The organism is Rhizobium favelukesii, assembly GCF_000577275.2.
Lineage (GTDB): Bacteria > Pseudomonadota > Alphaproteobacteria > Rhizobiales > Rhizobiaceae > Rhizobium > Rhizobium favelukesii.
This window is the reverse complement of sequence record NZ_HG916852.1, coordinates 3011513-3032721: the sequence shown is the minus strand read 5'-3', so window position 1 is coordinate 3032721 and position 21209 is coordinate 3011513. Positions and strand designations below refer to the sequence as shown.

Here is a 21209-nt window from a genome sequence, read left to right as displayed (position 1 = left end):
CGTTCGTGTCGCCAGAGAGCGCGATAAAATTACGCGTATTCCTCAACGTATCGTGCTATTATTAGTTGTTTCTAAATTACGATCTGCCGCGGTCGATCCTGGCCACGGCGCCTTGTGGTTTCCAAACATACCACCACACACACGAGCCCTCGCTCTGGCAACGGGCGAATTTGGGAGGAAGATCATGATACGCCTTGTTTCAATCGCAATAGCAGTTGCAGGTATTGGCTTGACAAGCCAGGCGTTGGCCGCGGAAGTGGACATGTCGAAACTCACCTGCAAGGATGTCGGCGACATGCCCGCCGCGAAGACCATCGGTGTGGCGATGTGGGTAAACGGGTACGTTCACGGCAAAGCTGGCAGTGCCATGATCGATGGCGACAAGGCCCACGCCAATGCGGAGAAGGTCGCCGCCTATTGCAAGAAAAACGCCACCTCCACGCTGGCGGACGCCATGGAAGCGGTCTCCAAGTCGTAATCCGAATCTATGACGGTGGCGGCAATCACGCCGCCACTGAGGCATCGAGGCCACGGCTGTGGCCTCTTTCGCGGGAGACGGACAATGTTCGGATCCAAGCCTCTCATCGCCGCCTCGGTGGCTGCGATATTCCTGGCAGGCGTGCCAAGTATATCCCTTGCAACAGAGTAGGGACAACAGCGCAAGGCTGCCGTGTCCACTACACCCATTCCCGTGCTTGCGGCAATCACCGCAACAACTTCTGACAAAACCAATTTTTCATTTTCGATCTCCAGAATTGACGCTGTCGACCCCGTCTGTCGCGCCTGTGATTCGCAACGCTAGCGGACAAGTTCGGCGGCCACGATTTGGTAATTCTGAAGAGGAAACGAGCCCCCCAAATGGTTCCATGGAGTTTTAGTTTATTGGGAAATCTTGCTGCCAATACAATGGGCTATATGCGGAAATGAGCAGGTAATCAGCCACCTGGTAATTGCAAGGCTGCCCTCTACTACGGCCCGGTCAGCCTTTGAATTTCCGGCGTGCTGCCCTCGCGACGCTTTCCGCGAGGATGAGCAGGCATCCAAGGAAGAGGATGCACGCGCCGAGCAACCCATCGATACCCTCGAGCGTCACCAGGACGCCGACCAGGGCGATCAGCGCGATCGTGAGCAGTGCGAGTGCCCCGTCGTCGATGAACAGGCCAATTGTTTCTTTCAGGACCAGTTTCAGGAAATTCATCGTGCTACCTGCTTTGTATGGGAGTCAAAATACTGTTGGAGCATCCGGACCAGACCGAACGACACGACGATCAACACCGCGAGGATGGCGATCAGCGACAGATCAGCTCCCGGCCAACCCGCGCCGATGCCCTCGCCTACCCAGAAGATGCCGAACGCGCTGAGGAGCAGGCCGACCACGAACTTCAAGCTGTTCTCGGGGACGGTCGAAAGGGGCTTGTGCACAAAGAGGCCGATAACCAGTACCAGCAAGCAAGCAGCCAACGCGCCGATGCTCGCATAACCGATCATGCCGTGGCCAGCGCCAGTGGCGATGACGATGAAAACGACTTCGACCCCTTCGAGCAGAACTGCCTTGAAGGCAGCGATCGCGGCAAGAACGTTCGCTCGTCTATCCGATGCCTGGCGTCGAAGGTTGTCGGTTTCCTCCGCGAATGCCTTTTCTTCGTCGTGAAGGGCGATGAACCCGGACGCCCGCAGGATCGCCTTGCGAAGCCACCGCAAGCCGAACAGTATCAGCAGGGTCCCAATCACGAACTGCATGAGTTCGATGGGTATCATTCCAAGCAGCGGTCCGAGCGCCAGCACGAGGATTGCCAGAACCGCGAGGGCGAGGCCCGTTCCGATAAACGCCGGCCGCCAGCTCTGCGTCACGCCGACCGCCAGTATGATGGTGAAGGCTTCTACAACCTCAACAAGGGAGCCGAGGAATGACGCCGTCATCGTCGAGGTTATGCCTGTTATCGTTGTCATTTGATTTTTCCGTTTCGATCTTTGAATTTCATGCGGGCAAAACGGTGCATCGCTCCGGAGGGAGCGAAAATGCGGGAGGGCACCTTTCTGCTCCCCGCGGGACCAGTCGACCGGGTCGTCACCAATCTTCACCTGAAGCCGCCAACAGCGACCGTGGAAGGCGCTGTCCACGACCTCGCCCGTCAGATTGTTTTCCGGATAGTCGGCCGCAGGCCGACCGTCCTCCGGTCAAACAACGAGCATGGAGAAACCAGATCATCGACCTCGTGGGCTTGCAGTGCATCGAGCGGGATAGCCCGAAGCTTGCGCGGGTTGGAGGGGACAGGATGAAAGATTCGGTCGAGGATGGATGGACCAAAGGGTCCACGAGGCGGCCTCCCTAGCAAACATGCCTCCGTCACGCGTCGGGGCGATCTTAAAATTTGCGGAGAATATTGATCACGCATTGCTATTTGGACGCCGATGCTGACGGTCACCTTAAACGCGACATGTGCGCATCTATTTGAGCTTTGGCTCGCCAGGTTCCAAGTTGTCCAGGCTCCGGTGTGCGAGTAGGCCGCGTGGTTCGGGTCCCAAGCACGCCCTCTGCGCCGCTGGTTTTTACGCTCGGAGAATTGCGCTAGTATGTCTTGCCCCAACGGAGATCGAAGTCATTTGAACTTCCTTGCACGTATGAAGCGCCGGATGTTTCTTCTTGATACGGCAGAATGCTGGGCCGGCAGGGCAGCCATAGCAAGGCTGCCTTGTGCCATGTGTCGGAATATGCAAGTGCGCCTCAAATCGGCAACGACGACCCGCGATTGCGCACCGAAAGGGTGGCTATCGATGTGGATTGGGGCAAACTTGACTGCTATGTCGCCCGCCCCGACACCGACACGGAGCCTCACCCCGGTGAAATTGTGGCTCATGACAAGTTAGGTCTGACACCGCACTTCGAGGAGGCCGCAAGGCGCTTGGCACTTGAGGGATTTGTTACATCGGCACCTTCAATCGACCAACGATCGACGAGGGCCTCGTCAAAAAGCCCTTGAACTTGACGCTCGACGCCATCAAGGCGCGGCCTCGGCAAGAGGTCGTTTTCACAGTGGAATGCTCGGGCAACCACGGCTTCCCCTTTTTCACCGGCGGCATCGGCAACGCCCGCTGGGCAGGCACGCCGCTTGGCGCGATCCTGCAGGAAGCCGGCGTCCTTGATAATGGTATAGAGGTAGTCTTCTTCGGTACCGACATCGGCGATGTCACGATACGAGATATCAAGATGCCACAGCACTTTGCTCGTAGCATGTCTAGGAATCCGCCTCCTTCCGCAAACGCCCCCAGCGAGTCCGAACTGGGTCGACAGGCCGAAGCGATCGCATGTTCCGGCGCTGGGCTAAAATCAGAAGTGGTATCCATACCAAGCGCAGCAATCGTTGAGTGAACTGCAATCGATCACGTTTGTAACCAGAAGCCAAGTGATGGGAAGCCGTGACCCGACGAATCTGGACATAATTGTTCATCTTTCCAGCTTCAGGTGTCTGTCAGCAATTGCCTCCAAAACACGCGCTTGCGTTGGAGAGGTTAAATTGACGACAGTGCCCACAAAAGTGAGCTCGCTGCGGCCGAAGATTGGCAGCATCCCGCTCTGCATACTTACAAGCTGCTACATCCTTGTCTTCTGCAACAACACATTCTGGCAGAAGGTCACCGACTATCTTGGAAGCGGAAGTGGTCCGCTTTGGGCTCTGTATCTCGCGATGCTCGCACTGTTCGTTGCCGCAATCACCCCATTTTCAACCAAGTACCTCATCAAGCCGTTTCTGATCTTCCTGGTCGTCGTCGCGGCGGTGGCATCTCATTTCACCGACACATTCGGGGTGGTCATCGACAGCGACATGATCCGCAACGCTATGGAGACAACGCCGGCGGAAGCCCAGCATTTGATCACCTCTGATTTCCTTACGCATGTTGCCATCTTCGGCATCGTGCCATCGTTGCTCATAGTCTGGACGAAGGTTGATCATCGCACGTTTATGCGAAAGTTCTTCTGGAACCTCATTGCAATCCTCGCCTCACTCGCGATCTTCGGCATCTGCGGCGTAACATACTCGCGGGAGTACACGGCAGCCGTCAGGGAGCGGCGGGACATCTCTAAGAGCTTCAATCCTGTCACACCGATCGTCAGTACCGCTCGCTATTTCCTAGATGCTGGGAAAGAGGCTTCGATCGTCGTTCAATCTGTCGGAGTCGACGCCACGGTCAAGTCGCCCGAGCCGCCCATCAACAAGCCGCGGGTTACGGTCATTGTCGCGGGCGAGACCGCGCGTGCGGAGAACTTCTCACTCGGCGGATACCAACGGGAGACCAATCCGCGGCTCAAAGTCGCGAACGTCGTCTATTTCCCGAATACTATGAGTTGCGGCACGGCTACCGCGACGTCAATTCCCTGCATGTTCTCGCGGTTCACGCGCTCGGATTTCACTCATGCGAAGGCGATGGCCAACGAAACGCTAGTAGACGTGCTGGCGCATGCCGGCATTGACGTGGCGTGGTTTGACAACAACACCGGGAGCAAGGGTGTCGCTGATCGGATCAAATACGTCGACTTGGCGAACTCGAAAGACCCGCGGTTCTGCCAGCAGGGTGAGTGCCTGGATGGCATCTTCCTGGACAAACTCGATGACTGGCTGGACCACGTCAAAGGCGACAGCGTCCTTGTACTCCATCAGCTCGGGAGCCACGGACCCGCTTATTATCTCCGATACCCTGAACACCAGGGAAAGTTTTTTCCGGATTGTCGAACCCCGGAGCTTGGCAAGTGCCAGGTAGGAGAGATCATCAACGCCTACGACAACTCGATACTCTACACCGACTACTTCCTCGCGACCGTCATCGACCATCTGAAGGCTCGTTCGGGGAAGATCGCGACGGGCCTGATTTACATGTCCGATCACGGGGAATCCCTCGGTGAGAAGGGGCTCTACCTACATGGAACGCCATACCTTTTCGCTCCCTCGCAGCAGACGCACGTGCCGTTCCTGACGTGGTTTGACGACGATTTTACCAAATCAATGGATCTGGACACGTCCTGCCTACGAAAGGAAGCGACCGCTCCAACCTCCCACGACAACCTTTTCCATAGCGTGCTCGGGATGATGAACGTGGAGACGTCCGTCTACGAGCAGAAGCTCGACGTATTCGCGAAGTGCAGGAGTGGGAACTCTTGAAAATCACAACCACGCAACGGCGACGCAACACATAGGAACGTGATGCGGTGAATGTGCTTGTCATCGAAGACAACATCGACATCGGGGACGCAGTATCAGCCCATGTGGTGGCTGATGCGCACCGCGTCGATTGGTGCATGAACCTGAAGGAGGCTACCCGTAGGCTGGTATCGAAGAAGTATGACCTGGTACTCCTGGATCTGCGTCTGCCGGACGGCAATGGCCTTTCGCTCCTGCGCGACATCCGCGGAGGAAATGACAAGGTTCCGGTTATCATCATGACGGCACAAGACCAGTACAGCGATCGGCTGGCGGGAATGAAGGGAGGAGCGAATGATTTCCTCGTTAAACCTTTCAACCTGGACGAACTTTCCGCACGAATGAGGCAAATCAAGCAATGAGGCGAGCGATCTGCCATGCACGGGCGCGCCTGAGTTGGACGGTCGCTTATCGGGTTCTACCCTTTGCTCTTCTACTGCTAGGTATCGCGACACTATTCTACGCCGCGGTGGAGGTTCGCGAAGGCGATACGCTTGCGTGGGATCAGGCTTTTCTTCTCTCGTTGAGGCACGCGGACGATGTTGCCCTGCCTCTCGGACCCGCCTGGGTAAAGACAGCGATGGTGAACTACACGAGCCTGGGCGGAGTGGCGGTGCTCCTGTTGATCACGCTGGCCACTATCGGCTTCCTGCTGGTTGCGCGTCGACGGGTCGATGCCTTGTACCTTGCAGTTGGCTTCGCAGGCGGCTGGCTATGCAGCAATGCACTGAAGATATGGACCGCGAGACCCCGTCCGGACGTAGTCACCCATCTGGTGCCCGTCGGCGATGCTAGTTTTCCCAGCGGTCACGCTATGGTTTCCGCCGCAACCTATCTGACATTGGCAACTGTCGCGGTCCGATTTCTACGTTCGCCAGCCCAGAAAGCATATGTATTCCTTGTTGCTGTCGCGCTCATCTGCACGATAGGCATTAGCCGAATCTACCTCGGCGTACATTTTCCGACCGATGTGCTCTTCGGGTGGTGTGCGGGCTCAGTCTGGTCCTTCGCCTGCTGGCTTACCTTCAGGCGGTTCCTTCCTCAATTCGTGTGAAATTCGGCGCTTTCAGGTTGGCGTCAGACTTCTGTGACCAAATCGCTGCGCGCCGGGTGTGCTTTGGGGAAAAGCACGCCCATCTAACATTGCTGTACATCTGGAGCGGATATGACCGAGCCGTCCAACCGTCTTATCCTGCATACGAATTCTCGTGACGAGGTGTTCGCCGACGAACGGGATGCGGTTGCGGACTTTGCATTCAATTCCACCGTCGCAAACGTATTCGACGACATGGTAAGCCGCTCGGTCCCGTTCTACGGGGAGATGCAGCGCATGGTTTGCGAACTGGCCCGGGATTTTGCGCAACCTCAGTCGCACCTCTATGACATTGGCTGCTCGACGGCTACGACGCTGCTCGCGCTGGACCACATCGTCGACAATCACGTGGATTTCGTCGGAATCGATAATGCTCCCGACATGCTCAAGAAGGCGGCGGAGAAGATCGAGGCATCAGGAACAAACCGATCAATCGATCTGGTAACAGGCGACCTTCACCGCGGCTTCTCTGTTGAAAACGCTAGCGTCGTGACGATGCTCCTAACGCTTCAATTTGTGCGTCCGCTCTTTCGCGAACGTGTCATGAAGACGATCTACGACGGGCTCAACGAGCACGGATGTTTGCTACTGATCGAAAAGTTGACCAGCGAGGACACGACTTTCAACCGGCTCTTCATCGACCACTACTATGACTTCAAGCGGCGTAACGGATACTCCTCGATCGAAATATCGAAGAAGAGGGAGGCCCTGGAAAACGTGCTCATTCCTTACCGCCTCGAGGAGAACCTCCAATTGCTCAAGGAGGTGGGGTTCAAGAGCACGGAGGTGTTCTTCCGGTGGTATAACTTCTGCGGCATTGTCGCGGTAAAGTAAGACGGTTTGTCATGAAAAATCTCATGCTCACGATCGGGACGTTCTTTTTCAAGTACCGAAACCAGGCGTTTCCGCTGATCATCGTTGCATTGTTTATTGCCGCGCCACCGACGACGACGGTTCTGGGTAGCGCAGCACTCAAGCAGTGGACGGATATCGTCGCATTGCTAATAGTACTCGCAGGTTTGCTATTGCGCGCAACCGTAATTGGATACGCTTACATCAAGCGAGGCGGTCTTAACAAACGGGTCTATGCCAAGGACTTGGTTACGGAAGGCATGTTCGGCGTCTGTCGCAACCCGTTGTACGTCGGGAACATGCTCGTTTACTCGGGGCTTTTCCTGTTCCACGGCGATCCAGTAGTCGTCATCGTCGGATGCTTGTTATTCGGCTTCATCTACCAGTGCATCATCTACGCTGAAGAGGAATTTCTGGCTGACAAATTCGGTGACGCGTACAGCGCATATTGCCGCGATGTCCCCAGATGGGGACTCAAGTTGAGTGCGTTCTCGGCATCGACAGAGGGAATGGCTTTCAATGCGAAGCGGGTTATTGCCAAGGACTATTCCACGATGTCGTCGACACTGATCGCGTTGCTGGCGACGGAATTTTATCGAATCGCGGCCGACTCCATATCGGACCAGGAGTTGTCTTACGCGATTGTGCTTCTGGCGCTATTCGTTGTGGTGATTGCGCTCACTGGTCTGGTGAGTTCCCTCAAGAAGCTCGGGGTCTTTGACAAAATGACTGCTGCGCACTGATAACGTCGGTCGGGGCGGTAACGCTGACGCCCCGAACCGAAATCCGGGGCTAACAATGGTCCCTGGTCAATCGCACGCCTAGCGGGCGTTGCCGCCCGTGCCTCATCTTGAGGATGACGACCTTCGCCGACCTCATAGTCAACAAGGTAAGAACCCATTGCGAAGCGCAGGACTCCCGGAGCTGGCATCTCGTCTGTCTGTCTGCCCATTTCCGGAAATTGTGACAGCGCCTGACGGAGCTTCTTCATGCCGCGCCCGGAGATATCTGCCTTCTGTCGTGATTATTCTCGTGCGGCTGGAGAGACCGTGACCTTCACGCCGCTGCGCCTTTGACGATGCCCTCAAGCTCGTCGATGACATCGTCGAGATCATATCCGTTGCCAGCTTCGACGTCTCGCCGGGCGCGGTCGATTTCGATGATCTCCCTTCCTTCTGCGGCTAGATACGATTTCAGCGCCCGGACGACCACCCAACTCCGGGTGCGGCCGCAGATTTCCGCGATTTCTTCCATCTCCGCAAGGACGTCGGTTGGAAGTCGCATGGTGATCGGATCCGAAAGCTCTCGATTTGACACGTCTTTTCACTCCGATTGTAATACGAGGAGAAGCCATCGGCCGTCCGTCGTCAAACCCGGTCCAGCTCTCCGGGTTCGCATGAAGCTCTGGCGATGAAGACGCCGGTCGATCTCTACACACCATCGGCGCGCCGATATAACGGGCTGCCGGAGATCGATTATCCGTTCCACGACCGTGACGCACTGGTGACCAATTGCCGCCGCATCTGCATCTACCGCAAGAAGATCAATATCTCGACCGTGCTGGCCGGCCAGAAACTCGGAATCAAGGAAGTCGACGACGGTATTTGGCTCGTCAGCTTCATGCACTATGATCTGGGAGATATCGACCTGGAGCAGAGGACTTTGCAAACCATCGACAACCCGTTCGGCACGAGGTTGTCACCCATGTGTTAGGTACGTTTTGTTACCTATGTCTCCGGGCTGGACATTCATGGAGATGGCGCACCCGACAGGATTCGAACCTGTGACCTTTGGAATCGGAATCCAACACTCTATCCAGCTGAGCTACGGGTGCATGCCGCAGGCGTTTGAATCGCCTGTCCGATGCGTGGTTCTTAGCCTAGCTTCTCGCTGGCTTCAATCTACAAAATGAAAAGTCCGCCGTTCTTGTGCGCGGCGGACTTTTATATCTCACGTCTGGGGGTCAGACCTGCATGGCGCCGGGGCCGGGGATGGCCTTGGGCGGCACCTTGCCGAGGATGATCATGCCGAGCACTTCATCCTTGGTGACGTCCTCGGTGCGGGCATGGCCGACCACCTGGCCGTTCTTCATTACCGAGACGCGGTCGGCAAGATCGAAGACGTCGTGGATGTCGTGGCTGATCAGGAAGATGCCGATGCCTTCCTTCTTCAACTGCTTGATCAGCTCACCGACCTGCGCCGTTTCCTGGGGACCAAGGGCGGCCGTCGGCTCGTCCATGATCAGGATGCGGGCGTTGAAGAGGATCGCGCGCGCAATCGCCACCGACTGCCGCTGGCCGCCGGAGAGCGCCTTCACCGGCTCCTTGAAGCGGCGGAAGTTCGGGTTGAGACGTCCCATCACTTCACGGGCCGAGGCCTCCATGGCGACGTCATCGAGCGTGCCCCACTTCGTGCGGATCTCGCGTCCGAGGTAGAGGTTGGCGGCGGCGTCGACGTTATCGGCGACGGCGAGCGTCTGATAGATCGTCTCGATGCCGTACTTCTTTGCATCGCGCGGATTGCGGATGTCGGCCGGCTCGCCGTTGATGAGGATTTCGCCGCTGTCGCGCTTGTAGGCGCCCGAGAGGATCTTGATCAACGTCGACTTACCGGCGCCGTTATGGCCGAGAAGCGCGACGACTTCGCCGGGGTAGAGGTCGACCGAAGCATTGTCCACGGCGTGGATACCGCCGAAGGAGATCGAGATGTTCTTGAGTTCCACAAGAGGAGCGTTCTGGCTCTGGGGAGTGCGTTGATCAGTCATATCTAGGACTCCTCTTACTTGGCACGCGAACGATAGACAGTGTCGAGCCAGACGGCGACGACGAGCACCGCACCGACGACGACGCTCTGCAGCGGCGTGTCGACATGGGCCAGTACCATCCCTGACTGCAGCGACTGCATCACGAGCGCGCCGAGCATGGCGCCGGCAATCGTGCCGGTACCGCCTGCAAGCGATGTGCCGCCGATAACGGCTGCAGCGATGGTATATAGCTCGTCGAGCGTACCTTGAGCATTGGTGGCGGCGTTGAGGCGCGCCGTCGAGATGGCTGCCGCGACGGCGGCGAGAATGCCCATCAGCGCGAAGATGCGGACGGTGACCCAGCGGGTCTTGATGCCGGCGAGTTCTGCCGCCTCAGGGTTGCCGCCGATCGCGAAGACATAACGGCCGAAGCGCAGGCGGGTGGCGATGAAGGTCATGATGATCCCGACGACAATGGCAATCAGAACCGGAACGGCAATGCCGTAGGGGATATCCAGGCCGGTTTCAGGCCACGGAATGCTGTTCGCTTCGGCGTATCTTTTGGCGATATTGATCGGCCAGTAGTAGCTGTTGGCGATCCAGACGGCACCGAGGATCAACGCGCAGGAGAGTGCTGACAGGAAGTACTCGGCCCAGACGGGACGTCGCGGGAAGCCGAAACGCTTGCGCTGGCGGCGGGAGTTGACGATGCTGCCGATGACGAAAAGGCAGGCGAGCACGCCGACGATCCAGCTCCAGGTCGCGCCGATCGAGCCTTCGGCACCGCCGCCCATGACGCGAAAGGTCTGGTCCATCGGAGCGACCGTCTGGCCGCTGGTGACGAGCCAGGTTGCGCCGCGCCAGACAAGCAGGCCGCCGAGCGTCACGATGAAGGAGGGAACGTTCAGGAAGGCGATGATGAGGCCCTGGAAGGTGCCGATCAGGGCGCCGGCGATGAGGCCGACGATCAGGGTGATGATCCAGGTAAACGGGCTGTCGAAACCGATGAACTCAGGCAGGACTTTTGCCTGCGTGACACCCATGATCATGGCGCAGAGGCCAAGTACGGAGCCGACGGAAAGGTCGATGTTGCGCGTCACGATGATGAGAACCATGCCGGTCGTCATGATCGCGATGTCGGTTGTCTGAACCGAAAGGTTCCAGAGATTTCTCGGCGTCAGAAACAGGCCGCCGGTAATGATGTGAAAGCCGATCCAGATGATGAGCAGCGCGCCGATCATACCGAGAAGGCGCGTGTCGATTTCGGTCGCGCGGAAGAAGCGGCTGATGAGGTTGCCCTCAGCCATGCTCGGTCCGCTTGAAGTTGTGGATTTTACCATTTCGGCCATGGGTTTGCCGTTCCCCCACTGTTTGGACGTCTGATCCGCTCGGCATCACGTCGATGCCCGCGGCTTCGCCCCGTTCTTGTACTGACCATCGCCGTGCGCCCGGAATTTCGGTCGCTCTGTCCCGCGACATGAAACCGGCAGGGAATCAAGGCCGCGATGGTTGGGTGAGGCGGATAGACCATCGAGCGACGGCTCAAATCCGCATCCGGCGCCGCAACGGTTTCAGCCGTTGCGGCGCCGGCAATCTATGCCTTGCGCAGGTCGATTAGTCGCAAGCCTTGACGCTGCCGGCCTTGACGCCCTGGCAAGCTTCAGCCTTGGAGATCCAGCCGGCGTCGATGACGACGTTCAGGTTCTCCTTGGTGATCGGCAGCGGCTTCAGGAAGACCGATTCCATGGCGACCTTCTTGGCGCCGCCGTCGAAAGTCTGGACACCTTCGATTTCGGTCATCTTCTTGCCGCCTGCGAGGTCGAGGGCGATTTCAGCGGCGCGCTTGCCGAGTTCACGCGAGTCCTTCCAGACGGAGACCGTCTGCGTGCCAAGCGCGACGCGGTTCAGGGCTGCCTTGTCGGCGTCCTGGCCGGAAACCGGTACAGAGCCGGCGAGGCCCTGGGCGTCGAGGGCTGCAATCGCACCACCGGCGGTGCCGTCGTTCGAAGCAACAACAGCGTCAACCTTGTTGTTGCTCGCAGTCAGGAACTGCTCCATGTTGCGCTGTGCATTTTCCGGAAGCCAGCCGTCGGTGTAGGCTTCGCCGACGTTCTTGATCTTGCCGGCATCGACGGCGGCCTTCAGCACTTCCATCTGGCCCGAGAACAGGAAGTTCGCATTCGGGTCGGACGAGGAGCCCTTGATAAAGACGTAATTACCTTCCGGCTTGACCTTGAACACGCCTTCCGCCTGGAGGCGGCCGACTTCCTTGTTGTCGAAGGTGATGTAGAAGGCAGCCGGGTTTTCGATCAGGCGGTCGTAGCCGACGACCGGAATGCCTTCAGCGGCAGCCTTTTCGATGGCCGGGCCGATTGCGTCGGAGTCTTGAGCGAGGATGATGAGTGCGTTCGCGCCCTGCGAAATCAGCGATTCAACGTCGGTCAGCTGCTTTGCGGCAGACGACTGGGCGTCAGCAGAAATGTACTTGGCGCCCTTGGCTTCCAGTGCCTTCTTGATGGCAGCTTCGTCGGTCTTCCAACGTTCTTCCTGGAAGTTCGACCAGGAAACGCCAACGACGAGATCAGCAGCCATGGCGGCAGTGTGGACCGACACGAGGATGGCCGCCCCGGCCATCAGCTTCAAAATTGACTTCATAATTATCCTCCCGAGTGAGTTGCGGCCAGCCCCAGCCAGTGGTTCCTCCGGCCGCCGCGGTTCGCTGACGAGAAGTTCGAATTATTTTCTCGACAGTCGAGAAATTTAGTGTCAGAGATTTTTTCAACTGTCAACACTGCACTACCAGCTTAATTTCCGTTGCTGAAACGGCTGGAGATGAGGTGTGAATAAGGGCGGAATGCGAGGGGAGAGGGCCGGCATATATGCTGACCAAGTCGAGCACGGAATTGGTCCGGCAGCGAAATAGCGTCCTCGTGCTCGCCGCGCTTCGAAGACATGGCGCGCTGGCGCATACCGAGATTTCCGACTCTACGAAGCTTTCTTCCGCAACGATCTCGGCGATCACCGCCGACCTCGAAAAAGCGCAAATCATCGAGAAATCCGAGCAGCAGGCCACCAGCGGGAGGGGGCGCCCGCGCGTGTTGTTTCGGCAACGGCGCGACTGTGGCTACCTTGTCGTCGTGATCATCTCGTCGGATGGCGTCCAGTACTCGCTGGTCGACTATGCCGGTAGGCTCATCGACCGGTTCAGCGAGGAACGATCCCATGATCCTGCCGGAGCCGAGCGTTTCGTTGCCTCCATCAGGGAGGGGCTTTCACGCATTCTTGCCCGCTCAAAGCTTCCCAAGGAAAAAGTGCTGCTGATATCGATCAGCAGCAAAGGTCTCGTGCACCCCACCGAACCGGCGTTGGTCTGGTCGCCGATTTTCGGCAGCAAACAGATCGACTTCGAATCGGTGTTGCGGCCGGCCTGGCAGGCCAAAATCATTCTCGGCAACGAGACGCAGCTGGTTGCGGCGGCGCTCGGCGCGCATGAGGAGAATACCAGGCCCGCGGAGTTCCGCTCGCTGGCGGCGTTGTCGCTCGGACATAGCATCGGCCTCGGCATCGTCCGGCGCACAGGGCAGGGGGAGCGTGAGATCTCGGCGCCGAATTTCGGCCATATGCTGCACATGGCCAATGGCGGCCTGTGCCGCTGTGGCAGCAAGGGATGCATCGAGGCCTATGCCGGCTTCTACGCCATTCTACGAATGGCCTTCGAGGTGCCGCTCGACACGATCCCAGCCAAGTTCGTGCCGGTTGCCGAGCTCGACAAGATCGCTGCGCACGCGCGCCAAGGACATCGCATGTCTGCCTTTGCGTTCAGGCAGGCTGGGATCGCGCTCGGAAACGGGCTTTCGCGGCTGTTGAGCCTGACGGAACGTATGCCGATCGCGATCACGGGACCGGGAACGCGCTATTATGACCTGTTGCGGCAGGGGGTCGAGGAGGGCCTTGGCCAGGCGCATGTCGTGCGGATGGAGGGAATGCCCGAGATCCGGGTGGTGCCCGATGAACCGAACCTCGTCTTCGAGGGGCATCTGGACAGGGCATTGTCGGTGATCGACCAGGATATCGTCATGTCCGGCATCCATGGAGCCGACCAAGGCTAGCCTGCGGTCGAAACGAGAGATGGCCGGGCAGGGGCCCGGCCATCTCACAGGTGGCTTTCGGTCGGGAGAGGGCCGTCAGCCGATCTTGATGAGTTTGCCTTCCTTGACGGACTGCACGGCAGCATCGGCAAGCGCCAGCGCTGCCAGGCCATCGGCGCCGGAAGGCGCAATTTTTGCGCCCTTCTCGATCGCGGCGATGAAGCTCGCGATCTCGTTGGCATAGGCTTCGGTGTAGCGGGTCATGAAGAAGTCGTGCAGCGGCGGGCGCGTGTAGCCGTCGCCGTTGGCGACCTCGATCGACACCGGGCGCTGGTTCTCGGCTGCGACCATACCCTTGGAGCCGTGCACCTCGATGCGTTGGTCGTAGCCATATGTGGCGCGGCGCGAGTTGGAGATGATCGCCTGCTTGCCGGATTTGGTCTGCAGGATCACCGAAACGCTGTCGTAGTCGCCGGCTTCGCCGATGGCCTTGTCGACGAGGACCGCGGCGGTGGCGCTGACTGCGACCGGCTCTTCGCCGAGCAGGAAGCGGGCCATGTCGAAATCATGGATGGTCATGTCGCGGAAGATGCCGCCCGAACGCTTGATATAGTCGACCGGCGGGGCGCCCGGATCGCGCGACGTGATCGTCACCATTTCGACCTCGCCGATGCGGCCATCATCGATGGTTTTGCGAACGGCCATGAAATGCGGATCGAAACGACGGTTGAAGCCAACCATCAGCTTGGCCTTGGTTTCGTCAACGACCTTGATGCAAGCCTTGACGCGGGCAACGTTAAGATCGATCGGCTTTTCACAGAAGATCGCCTTGCCGGCGCGCGCGAAGCGCTCGATCAGATCGGCATGGGTGTCGGTCGGCGTGCAGATGACGACGGCGTCGATATCCTTGGCGGCTTCGATCGCCTCGATTGTGCGAACCTCACAGCCGTAGGCCGATGCGATCGCCTCGGCGGCCTGCGGAAAGGCGTCGGCAACGGCGACGAGCTTGGCGTTGGCATCGCCGCTGACGGCCTTCGCATGAACCTTGCCAATGCGGCCGGCACCGAGAAGACCAAATCTGACAGTCATGAGAACCTCCCTTGAATTCGGAACAAATGAACCGAATTTTGCTGATTGTGGAATTTTCATTCCATTTAATGGGTGCCGCGTCAAGCCCGCGGCTCTTTCACATTTGTAAAATCCATCCTAAAGACATGTGATCGAAATACGGCGCGGGATAAATATGCAACTTATCGATCCGAACCATCCGGCCTATCGCCCGCTCTGGGCACGCATTCTGATTGTGGCCGTTTGCTTCGGCTGGGCGCTGGTCGAAATCATTACCGGAGATCCATTCTGGGCGGTCCTGTCGGGCGGCGCCGGCGTCTACGCGGCCTATATGCTGTTTTGGAACTACAAGCCGCAGTCGGCGGAGACCGCCACGCCATCTCCCGATGACGAGGAAGACACGAAGGACGCGGAGTAGTCAGCGGCCAAGGCGCCGCAAGGCCTGGTCGATCAGCAGATTCGCGATCGTCATCCGTTTCGTGGCGTTCTCACGAAACGGCGGATCAACACGATCGGGGTGATTCTTCTTGGCAAAGGCGCGGCGCTTTTCGCTCAGGCTTTGGACCGTATCGCGCGCCGAAATATCCAGTTCGGCTGCAACGTTTTCCGGTGTGACACGCACGAGATAGTCGGGCATCACGGGCTCGGGCTCGGGTTCAGGAGGCGGCGACTGCTTTGCCACGGTCTTCGCAGGGGCGAATTCGAATGTCTCGACATACGCCTGGTCGGGTCGCGCTGACGATGCCGAGACCCCTTCCATGACGTCGAAGGCGAGGCCGGTGTTGAGGCCGCTCACACGGGCGGCAGCAGGTGCATCCTGTTCGGCAGTCTCATCGTCCTCCGCTTTCAGGCGGTCGAGCACGGACTGGAATACGGATTTCCCGAACAGCATGATTGCCACCTCCTTTGGAGGCGGCATTAAATGCGAGCAAGGTGGTGCAAAGCTTGTCAGCTCGCAGCCGCCTTCTTGCTCTCGGCAAGCACCAGGTCATAGAGCAGCCGTGCGCTTGGGGGCAGTGCCCGCTCCTTGACCGTGATCAGGCTGTAGGGCCTGACGTTGATGTCGAAATCGATCGGCAGCACCCGGACATCCGATGCCTTCGACTTGTGGGTCGCCAGGAATTGCGCGACGCCAAGCGCGATTGGAGCGATCGCATCCGTCTGGCAAACCGTGGCACAGGTGAGCAGCAGGGAAGACGTGTTGACGATATTTTCCGGCAGCGGCACGCCGCGAGAGAGGAACAGGTCCTCGATCGTCCGGCGCAGCAGCGTCCCGGGTGGCTGAAACACCCAGTCGTATCGTGGAAGGTCTTCGAGGGTGGCGACCTTTTTCTTCTTCAGGAGCGGGTGGCCGCCCCGCACGATCAGGCAGGCCTTCTCCACGCCGATCTCCTGGACCTGGAACAGGCGTGGATTGAGATCGTCGGGAATGCGACTGATGATGAAGTCATGCCGGGCGGCGAGCAGTTCGCGGGTAAGCACGTTGCTCGTTTCGACCTGTATGGTGACCTCTATGCCGGGCAGGGCGCTTCTGACGCGCTTAATCGCTGGTACGACGAGGCTCATGGCTGGCGCGGTGACCGCGCCGATGAACACGGCGCCGCCCTTTCCGGTCTTCAGTTCGGCAATCTCCCGGCCGGCCTCGCGCAGCTCCAGCATGATCTTTCGCGCCCGTCGGGCAAGTGCCAGTCCGAAGGTCGTCAGCACGACGCCACGTGCGACGCGTTCGTACAGTGGCGTCTTAACGATCGACTCCATTTCCGACAGGATTCGCGATGCCGCTGGCTGCGAAATGTTCAATACCTCGGCAGCGGCGGAAATCTGCCCGCTATCTTCGATTGCGACGATCATCCGTAGGTGATTCAGCTTGAGCCCCGATCTCAAAAGGGCGTCATCGCCGAAAATATCCGTTGGAATGTCTACATGGGCATGCGTCTGCGGGTCTGAAATGAACGCCATGGTTGCGGCCTCCCAACCGCGTTCCATCAAAAGTAATACTTTTTAACGATATACCAAAATTGTTATGCACTTTACCAGTTATTCTATTTGACAGTTATGGGAATCCATACCAGTTTGCCGCCGTGTGCTGGTTGGCACTCAACACGTGTGAGAGCGTGGAGGAGACCTACTTCGTTTCTCACCATCTGAAGTATGATCCAAGACGGAACCTGCCACAGTTTCGGGGCGGGCGATTTTTCGTCCGCGCGTTTATTAACTAAGGGAGAGAGAGATATGAAATCCATTATCTCATTGATGGCAGCGGCGGCCTTCGGCGTCGCGTCGTTCGTTATGCCGGCTATGGCTGCCGACAAGGGGACTGTCGGTATCGCAATGCCTACCAAGTCGTCCGCACGCTGGATCGACGACGGTAACAACATCGTCAAGCAGCTTCAGGAAGCCGGTTACAGCACCGACCTGCAGTACGCTGACGACGACATTCCGAACCAGCTGTCTCAGATTGAGAACATGGTCACGAAGGGCGCAAAGGTTCTCGTCATCGCCGCTATCGACGGCACGACGCTTTCCGACGTTCTCCAGAAGGCTCATGACGCCGGTATCAAGGTCATCGCTTACGACCGCCTGATCCGCGACTCGGCCAACGTCGACTACTATGCGACGTTCGACAACTTCAAGGTCGGCGTTCTGCAGGCAACCTCCATCGTTGACGCCCTCGGCCTCAAGGATGGCAAGGGCCCGTTCAACATCGAGCTCTTCGGCGGTTCGCCGGACGACAACAACGCCTTCTTCTTCTATGACGGCGCTATGTCTGTCCTGCAGCCTTATATCGACAGCGGCAAGCTCGTCGTGAAGTCTGGCCAGACCGGCATGGACAAGGTCGGTACGCTGCGTTGGGACGCGGCAACGGCCCAGGCTCGTATGGACAACCTGCTCTCGGCTAACTACACCGACGCGAAGGTCAATGCAGTTCTGTCGCCTTACGACGGTCTGTCCATCGGCATCATCTCGTCGCTGAAGGGCGTTGGCTACGGCACCCCGGACCAGCCGCTCCCGGTCGTTTCCGGCCAGGACGCTGAAGTTCCGTCGGTCAAGTCGATCATCGCTGGCGAGCAGCACTCCACGATCTTCAAGGACACCCGTGACCTCGCAAAGGTTACCGTCGGCATGGTCAACGCTCTGATGGAAGGCAAGGAGCCTGAAGTCAACGACACCAAGACCTACGACAACGGTGTCAAGGTTGTTCCGTCCTACCTGCTGACCCCTGTTGCAGTTGACAAGACCAACTACGAGAAGATCCTCGTCGAAGGCGGTTACTACAAGGCTGACCAGCTGAAGTAATAATTGTACCAAGTTGGCCGGAACCCGCTGCTTGCAGGTTCCGGTCTTCAATTTTATGATCGCCGAGCCCCTTTTGGCTGCTGGCGCTGGATTATGACCATGGACAATACAATCCTCGAAATGCGGAACATCACCAAGACGTTCCCAGGCGTGAAGGCGCTTGAGAATGTGAACCTCAAGGTTCGACAGGGTGAGATCCACGCATTGGTGGGTGAAAACGGGGCCGGAAAGTCGACCCTGATGAAAGTTCTCTCCGGCGTCTACCCGGCCGGAACCTACGACGGCGACATTGTCTACGAAGGCGACGTCCGTCATTTCAAGGCACTCAAGGATTCCGAAGAAATCGGTATCGTCATCATTCACCAGGAACTGGCCCTGGTGCCGCTCCTGTCGATCGCCGAAAACATCTTCCTCGGCAACGAAGTCGCCCAGAACGGCATCATCAAGTGGCAGGAAGCCTTCAAGCGCACGAAAGAGCTGCTGAGCAAGGTTGGCCTCAAGGAGTCGCCGGAAACGCTCGTCACCGACATTGGCGTCGGCAAGCAGCAGCTGGTCGAAATCGCCAAGGCACTGTCGAAGAGCGTCAAGCTGCTGATCCTCGACGAGCCGACGGCGTCGCTCAATGAAAGGGATTCCGACGCGCTGCTCGAACTTCTGATCGAGTTCCGCAACCAGGGCCTGACCTCGATCATCATCACGCACAAGCTGAACGAAGTGCGCAAGGTCGCCGACCAGATCACGGTTCTGCGCGACGGCATGACGGTCAAGACGCTCGACTGTCAGACCGAAGAGATCAGCGAAGACATCATCATCAAGAACATGGTGGGCCGCGAGCTCGCCGATCGTTACCCGCCGCGCTCCGTGCCGATCGGCGAGACGATCCTCGAGGTGAAGAACTGGAACGCCTATCACCAGCATCATCGTGACCGCCAGGTCCTGCACGATATCAACGTCACCGTCCGCAAGGGCGAAGTGGTTGGCATCGCCGGTCTGATGGGCGCCGGCCGCACCGAATTCGCCATGAGCCTGTTCGGAAAGTCCTACGGACACAAGATCCATGGCGACGTCTTCATGCACGGCAAGGAAGTCGATGTCAGCACCGTTCGCAAGGCGATCGATGCCGGTCTCGCCTACGTGACCGAAGACCGCAAGCATCTCGGCCTCGTGCTCGGCGAGAACATCGTTCACAACACGACGCTCGCCAATCTGGCCGGCGTGTCGAGCGCCACGGTTATCGACAGTATCAAGGAATCGAAGGTCGCATCGGACTACCGCTCGAAGCTGCGCATCCGCAGCTCCAGCATCTTCCAGGAAGCGGTCAATCTCTCGGGCGGCAACCAGCAGAAGGTCGTGCTGTCGAAGTGGCTGTTCTCCGATCCCGACGTTTTGATCCTCGACGAGCCCACACGCGGTATCGATGTCGGTGCGAAATACGAAATCTATACTATCATCAACCAGCTCGCCGCCGACGGCAAAGGCGTTCTGATGATCTCATCGGAAATGCCGGAACTGCTTGGCACGTGCGACCGCATCTACGTCATGAATGAAGGACGTATCGTTGCGGAACTGCCAAAGGGAGAGGCGAGCCAAGAAACCATCATGCGCGCTATCATGCGCTCAGGGGAGAAGAAACAATGACTCCGGTCAACCCTTCAGCCACCGAGGAAAGCAACGTCGTTTCCGTTGCGGACTATATCCGAAGCAACATTCGTGAATACGGCATGCTCATCGCGCTCGTCGCGATCATGGTGTTCTTCCAATTCTATACGGGCGGCATTCTCTTCAAGCCCGTCAACCTGACGAACCTCGTTCTGCAGAACTCGTTCATCGTCATCATGGCGCTCGGCATGCTGCTCGTCATCGTGGCCGGACATATTGACCTTTCTGTCGGCTCGATCGTCGCCTTCGTCGGCGCGATAGCGGCCATCCTGACCGTCAATTTGCAAATGAACTATGTGCTGGCCGGCATTCTCTGCCTGATCATCGGTGGTGTTATCGGCGCCGCTCAGGGTTACTGGATCGCCTATCACCGTATCCCGGCCTTCATCGTGACGCTCGCCGGCATGCTGGTGTTCCGCGGACTGACGCTGTTCGTGCTCGGCGGCAAGAACATTGGCCCGTTCCCGAAAGACTTCCAGGTCATCAGCACGGGCTTCCTGCCAGGCGATATGATCGATATCGCGGGCATCCCGCTGCATTCGACCTCGCTGATCCTGACCGTCATCATCCCGGTCGTGCTGTTCTTCCTTGCCTGGCGTCGCCGCAAGGTGAACGAGAGCCACGGCATCGATGTCGAGCCGTATGGTTTCTTCGTTGCACAGAACGTCATCATCGCGCTGGCGATCCTGTTCCTCGGCTTCCAGCTCTCGACCTACAGGGGCCTGCCGAACGTTCTCGTTGTCATGCTCGTGCTGATCGCCGCCTACACCTTCGTGACGCGCCGCACCACGATTGGCCGCCGTGTCTACGCAATGGGCGGCAACGAAAAGGCCACCAAGCTTTCCGGTATCAACACCGAGCGGCTGAGCTTCTACACCTTCGTCAACATGGGTGTTCTTGCTGGTCTCGCCGGCATGATCGTTGCGGCTCGCCTGAACTCGGCGACCCCGAAGGCAGGCGTCGGCTTCGAACTCGACGTTATCGCAGCGTGCTTCATAGGCGGTGCCTCGGCGTCCGGCGGCGTTGGCAAGATCACCGGTGCTGTCATCGGCGCTTTCATCATGGGTGTCATGAACAACGGCATGTCGATCGTCGGCCTCGGTATCGACTTCCAGCAGATGGTCAAGGGACTGGTGCTTCTGGCTGCCGTCTTCTTCGACGTCTACAACAAGAACAAGGGCTAAGCGCTCCGGCGCCGCCCACGTATTCGCAGT

At 58.3% G+C, this 21209-nt stretch carries 21 protein-coding genes, 1 tRNA gene and 2 pseudogenes; 14 read left to right on the top strand and 10 right to left on the bottom strand.

Annotation, left to right across the window (positions count from 1 at the left end; translation table 11 throughout):
* Positions 1–184 precede the first annotated feature (184 nt).
* Positions 185–478: an HdeA/HdeB family chaperone gene (locus LPU83_RS53585; protein ID WP_024318687.1), complete on the top strand. Its 294-nt coding sequence runs from the start codon at positions 185–187 to the stop codon at positions 476–478.
* 501 nt (positions 479–979) lie between these two features.
* Here the strand turns inward: LPU83_RS53585 and LPU83_RS53580 are convergent.
* Positions 980–1198: a hypothetical protein gene (locus tag LPU83_RS53580; RefSeq protein WP_024318688.1), complete on the bottom strand. Its 219-nt coding sequence runs from the start codon at positions 1196–1198 to the stop codon at positions 980–982.
* A complete protein-coding gene (locus tag LPU83_RS53575) occupies positions 1195–1950 on the bottom strand; it encodes a COG4280 domain-containing protein (RefSeq protein ID WP_024318689.1) in 756 nt (251 codons plus the stop codon). Before LPU83_RS53575 ends, LPU83_RS53580 begins: the two co-directional genes overlap by 4 nt.
* Positions 1951–2657: 707 nt before the next feature.
* Here LPU83_RS53575 and LPU83_RS53570 point away from each other — a divergent pair.
* The 7 genes and pseudogenes from LPU83_RS53570 (at position 2658) to LPU83_RS53540 (ending at position 7883) form a co-directional block, all read left to right on the top strand.
* Complete coding sequence (locus LPU83_RS53570) at positions 2658–2981, top strand: dienelactone hydrolase family protein (protein WP_112334083.1); 324 nt, start codon at positions 2658–2660, stop codon at positions 2979–2981.
* Positions 2927–3238, top strand: a pseudogene (locus LPU83_RS53565) (molybdopterin-dependent oxidoreductase); the annotation flags it as partial. The gene LPU83_RS53570 and the pseudogene LPU83_RS53565, both read left to right, overlap by 55 nt.
* A 277-nt stretch (positions 3239–3515) precedes the next feature.
* Positions 3516–5156: a phosphoethanolamine transferase gene (locus LPU83_RS53560; RefSeq protein ID WP_024318691.1), complete on the top strand. Its 1641-nt coding sequence runs from the start codon at positions 3516–3518 to the stop codon at positions 5154–5156.
* A 47-nt stretch (positions 5157–5203) separates the two neighbouring features.
* Positions 5204–5557 (top strand): response regulator transcription factor, encoded by a 354-nt coding sequence (locus tag LPU83_RS53555; RefSeq protein ID WP_024318692.1) that lies wholly within the window; start codon positions 5204–5206, stop codon positions 5555–5557.
* 218 nt (positions 5558–5775) lie between these two features.
* Entirely contained in the window at positions 5776–6249 is a 474-nt protein-coding gene (locus LPU83_RS53550; protein ID WP_244656125.1) for a phosphatase PAP2 family protein, read from the top strand.
* A 111-nt stretch (positions 6250–6360) separates the two neighbouring features.
* Positions 6361–7122 (top strand): carboxy-S-adenosyl-L-methionine synthase CmoA, encoded by a 762-nt coding sequence (gene cmoA, locus LPU83_RS53545; RefSeq protein ID WP_037069943.1) that lies wholly within the window; start codon positions 6361–6363, stop codon positions 7120–7122.
* Between the two features lie 11 nt (positions 7123–7133).
* Positions 7134–7883: a methyltransferase family protein gene (locus LPU83_RS53540; RefSeq protein WP_037069939.1), complete on the top strand. Its 750-nt coding sequence runs from the start codon at positions 7134–7136 to the stop codon at positions 7881–7883.
* A gap of 313 nt (positions 7884–8196) precedes the next feature.
* Here the strand turns inward: LPU83_RS53540 and LPU83_RS53535 are convergent, their stop codons facing one another.
* A complete protein-coding gene (locus LPU83_RS53535) occupies positions 8197–8424 on the bottom strand; it encodes a CopG family ribbon-helix-helix protein (protein WP_024317655.1) in 228 nt (75 codons plus the stop codon).
* Positions 8425–8535: 111 nt separating this feature from the next.
* On the opposite strand from LPU83_RS53535, the pseudogene LPU83_RS53530 reads away from it, so the two are divergent.
* Positions 8536–8853, top strand: a pseudogene (locus LPU83_RS53530) (IS481 family transposase); the annotation flags it as partial.
* A 44-nt stretch (positions 8854–8897) separates the two neighbouring features.
* Here LPU83_RS53530 and LPU83_RS53525 read toward each other — a convergent pair.
* From LPU83_RS53525 to xylF, 4 genes are all read right to left on the bottom strand, one after another.
* Positions 8898–8974: transfer RNA gene (locus tag LPU83_RS53525), tRNA-Arg, on the bottom strand.
* Between the two features lie 129 nt (positions 8975–9103).
* Complete coding sequence (locus LPU83_RS53520; RefSeq protein ID WP_024317657.1) at positions 9104–9904, bottom strand: ATP-binding cassette domain-containing protein; 801 nt, start codon at positions 9902–9904, stop codon at positions 9104–9106.
* 14 nt (positions 9905–9918) lie between these two features.
* Positions 9919–11232 (bottom strand): sugar ABC transporter permease, encoded by a 1314-nt coding sequence (locus LPU83_RS53515; RefSeq protein WP_024317658.1) that lies wholly within the window; start codon positions 11230–11232, stop codon positions 9919–9921.
* A 265-nt stretch (positions 11233–11497) separates the two neighbouring features.
* Positions 11498–12538, bottom strand: a complete 1041-nt coding sequence (gene xylF, locus LPU83_RS53510) for a D-xylose ABC transporter substrate-binding protein (RefSeq protein WP_024317659.1) — start codon at positions 12536–12538, stop codon at positions 11498–11500.
* A 224-nt stretch (positions 12539–12762) separates the two neighbouring features.
* Here xylF and LPU83_RS53505 point away from each other — a divergent pair, with 224 nt between their 5' ends.
* The gene (locus tag LPU83_RS53505) at positions 12763–13992 is read left to right on the top strand and encodes an ROK family transcriptional regulator (RefSeq protein ID WP_024317660.1); all 1230 of its coding nucleotides are present in this window, start codon (positions 12763–12765) and stop codon (positions 13990–13992) included.
* A 75-nt stretch (positions 13993–14067) separates the two neighbouring features.
* On the opposite strand, the gene iolG is transcribed toward LPU83_RS53505, so the two are convergent.
* The gene (gene iolG, locus LPU83_RS53500; RefSeq protein WP_024317661.1) at positions 14068–15060 is read right to left on the bottom strand and encodes an inositol 2-dehydrogenase; all 993 of its coding nucleotides are present in this window, start codon (positions 15058–15060) and stop codon (positions 14068–14070) included.
* 154 nt (positions 15061–15214) lie between these two features.
* Here iolG and LPU83_RS53495 point away from each other — a divergent pair, with 154 nt between their 5' ends.
* Positions 15215–15457 (top strand): hypothetical protein, encoded by a 243-nt coding sequence (locus LPU83_RS53495; protein WP_024317662.1) that lies wholly within the window; start codon positions 15215–15217, stop codon positions 15455–15457.
* On the opposite strand, the gene LPU83_RS53490 is transcribed toward LPU83_RS53495, so the two are convergent.
* Together LPU83_RS53490 and LPU83_RS53485 are read right to left on the bottom strand one after the other, a co-directional pair.
* Entirely contained in the window at positions 15458–15931 is a 474-nt protein-coding gene (locus tag LPU83_RS53490; RefSeq protein WP_024317663.1) for a hypothetical protein, read from the bottom strand.
* 56 nt (positions 15932–15987) lie between these two features.
* A complete protein-coding gene (locus LPU83_RS53485) occupies positions 15988–16998 on the bottom strand; it encodes a LysR family transcriptional regulator (RefSeq protein WP_024317664.1) in 1011 nt (336 codons plus the stop codon).
* Positions 16999–17271: 273 nt separating this feature from the next.
* Between LPU83_RS53485 and chvE the strand changes: the two genes are divergently transcribed.
* From chvE to mmsB, 3 genes are all read left to right on the top strand, one after another.
* Complete coding sequence (gene chvE, locus LPU83_RS53480) at positions 17272–18336, top strand: multiple monosaccharide ABC transporter substrate-binding protein (RefSeq protein WP_024317665.1); 1065 nt, start codon at positions 17272–17274, stop codon at positions 18334–18336.
* Between the two features lie 99 nt (positions 18337–18435).
* Positions 18436–19974, top strand: a complete 1539-nt coding sequence (gene mmsA, locus LPU83_RS53475) for a multiple monosaccharide ABC transporter ATP-binding protein (RefSeq protein ID WP_024317666.1) — start codon at positions 18436–18438, stop codon at positions 19972–19974.
* A complete protein-coding gene (gene mmsB / locus LPU83_RS53470; protein ID WP_024317667.1) occupies positions 19971–21179 on the top strand; it encodes a multiple monosaccharide ABC transporter permease in 1209 nt (402 codons plus the stop codon). The genes mmsA and mmsB overlap by 4 nt, the downstream gene beginning before the upstream one ends.
* The last annotated feature ends 30 nt before the right edge of the window (positions 21180–21209 follow it).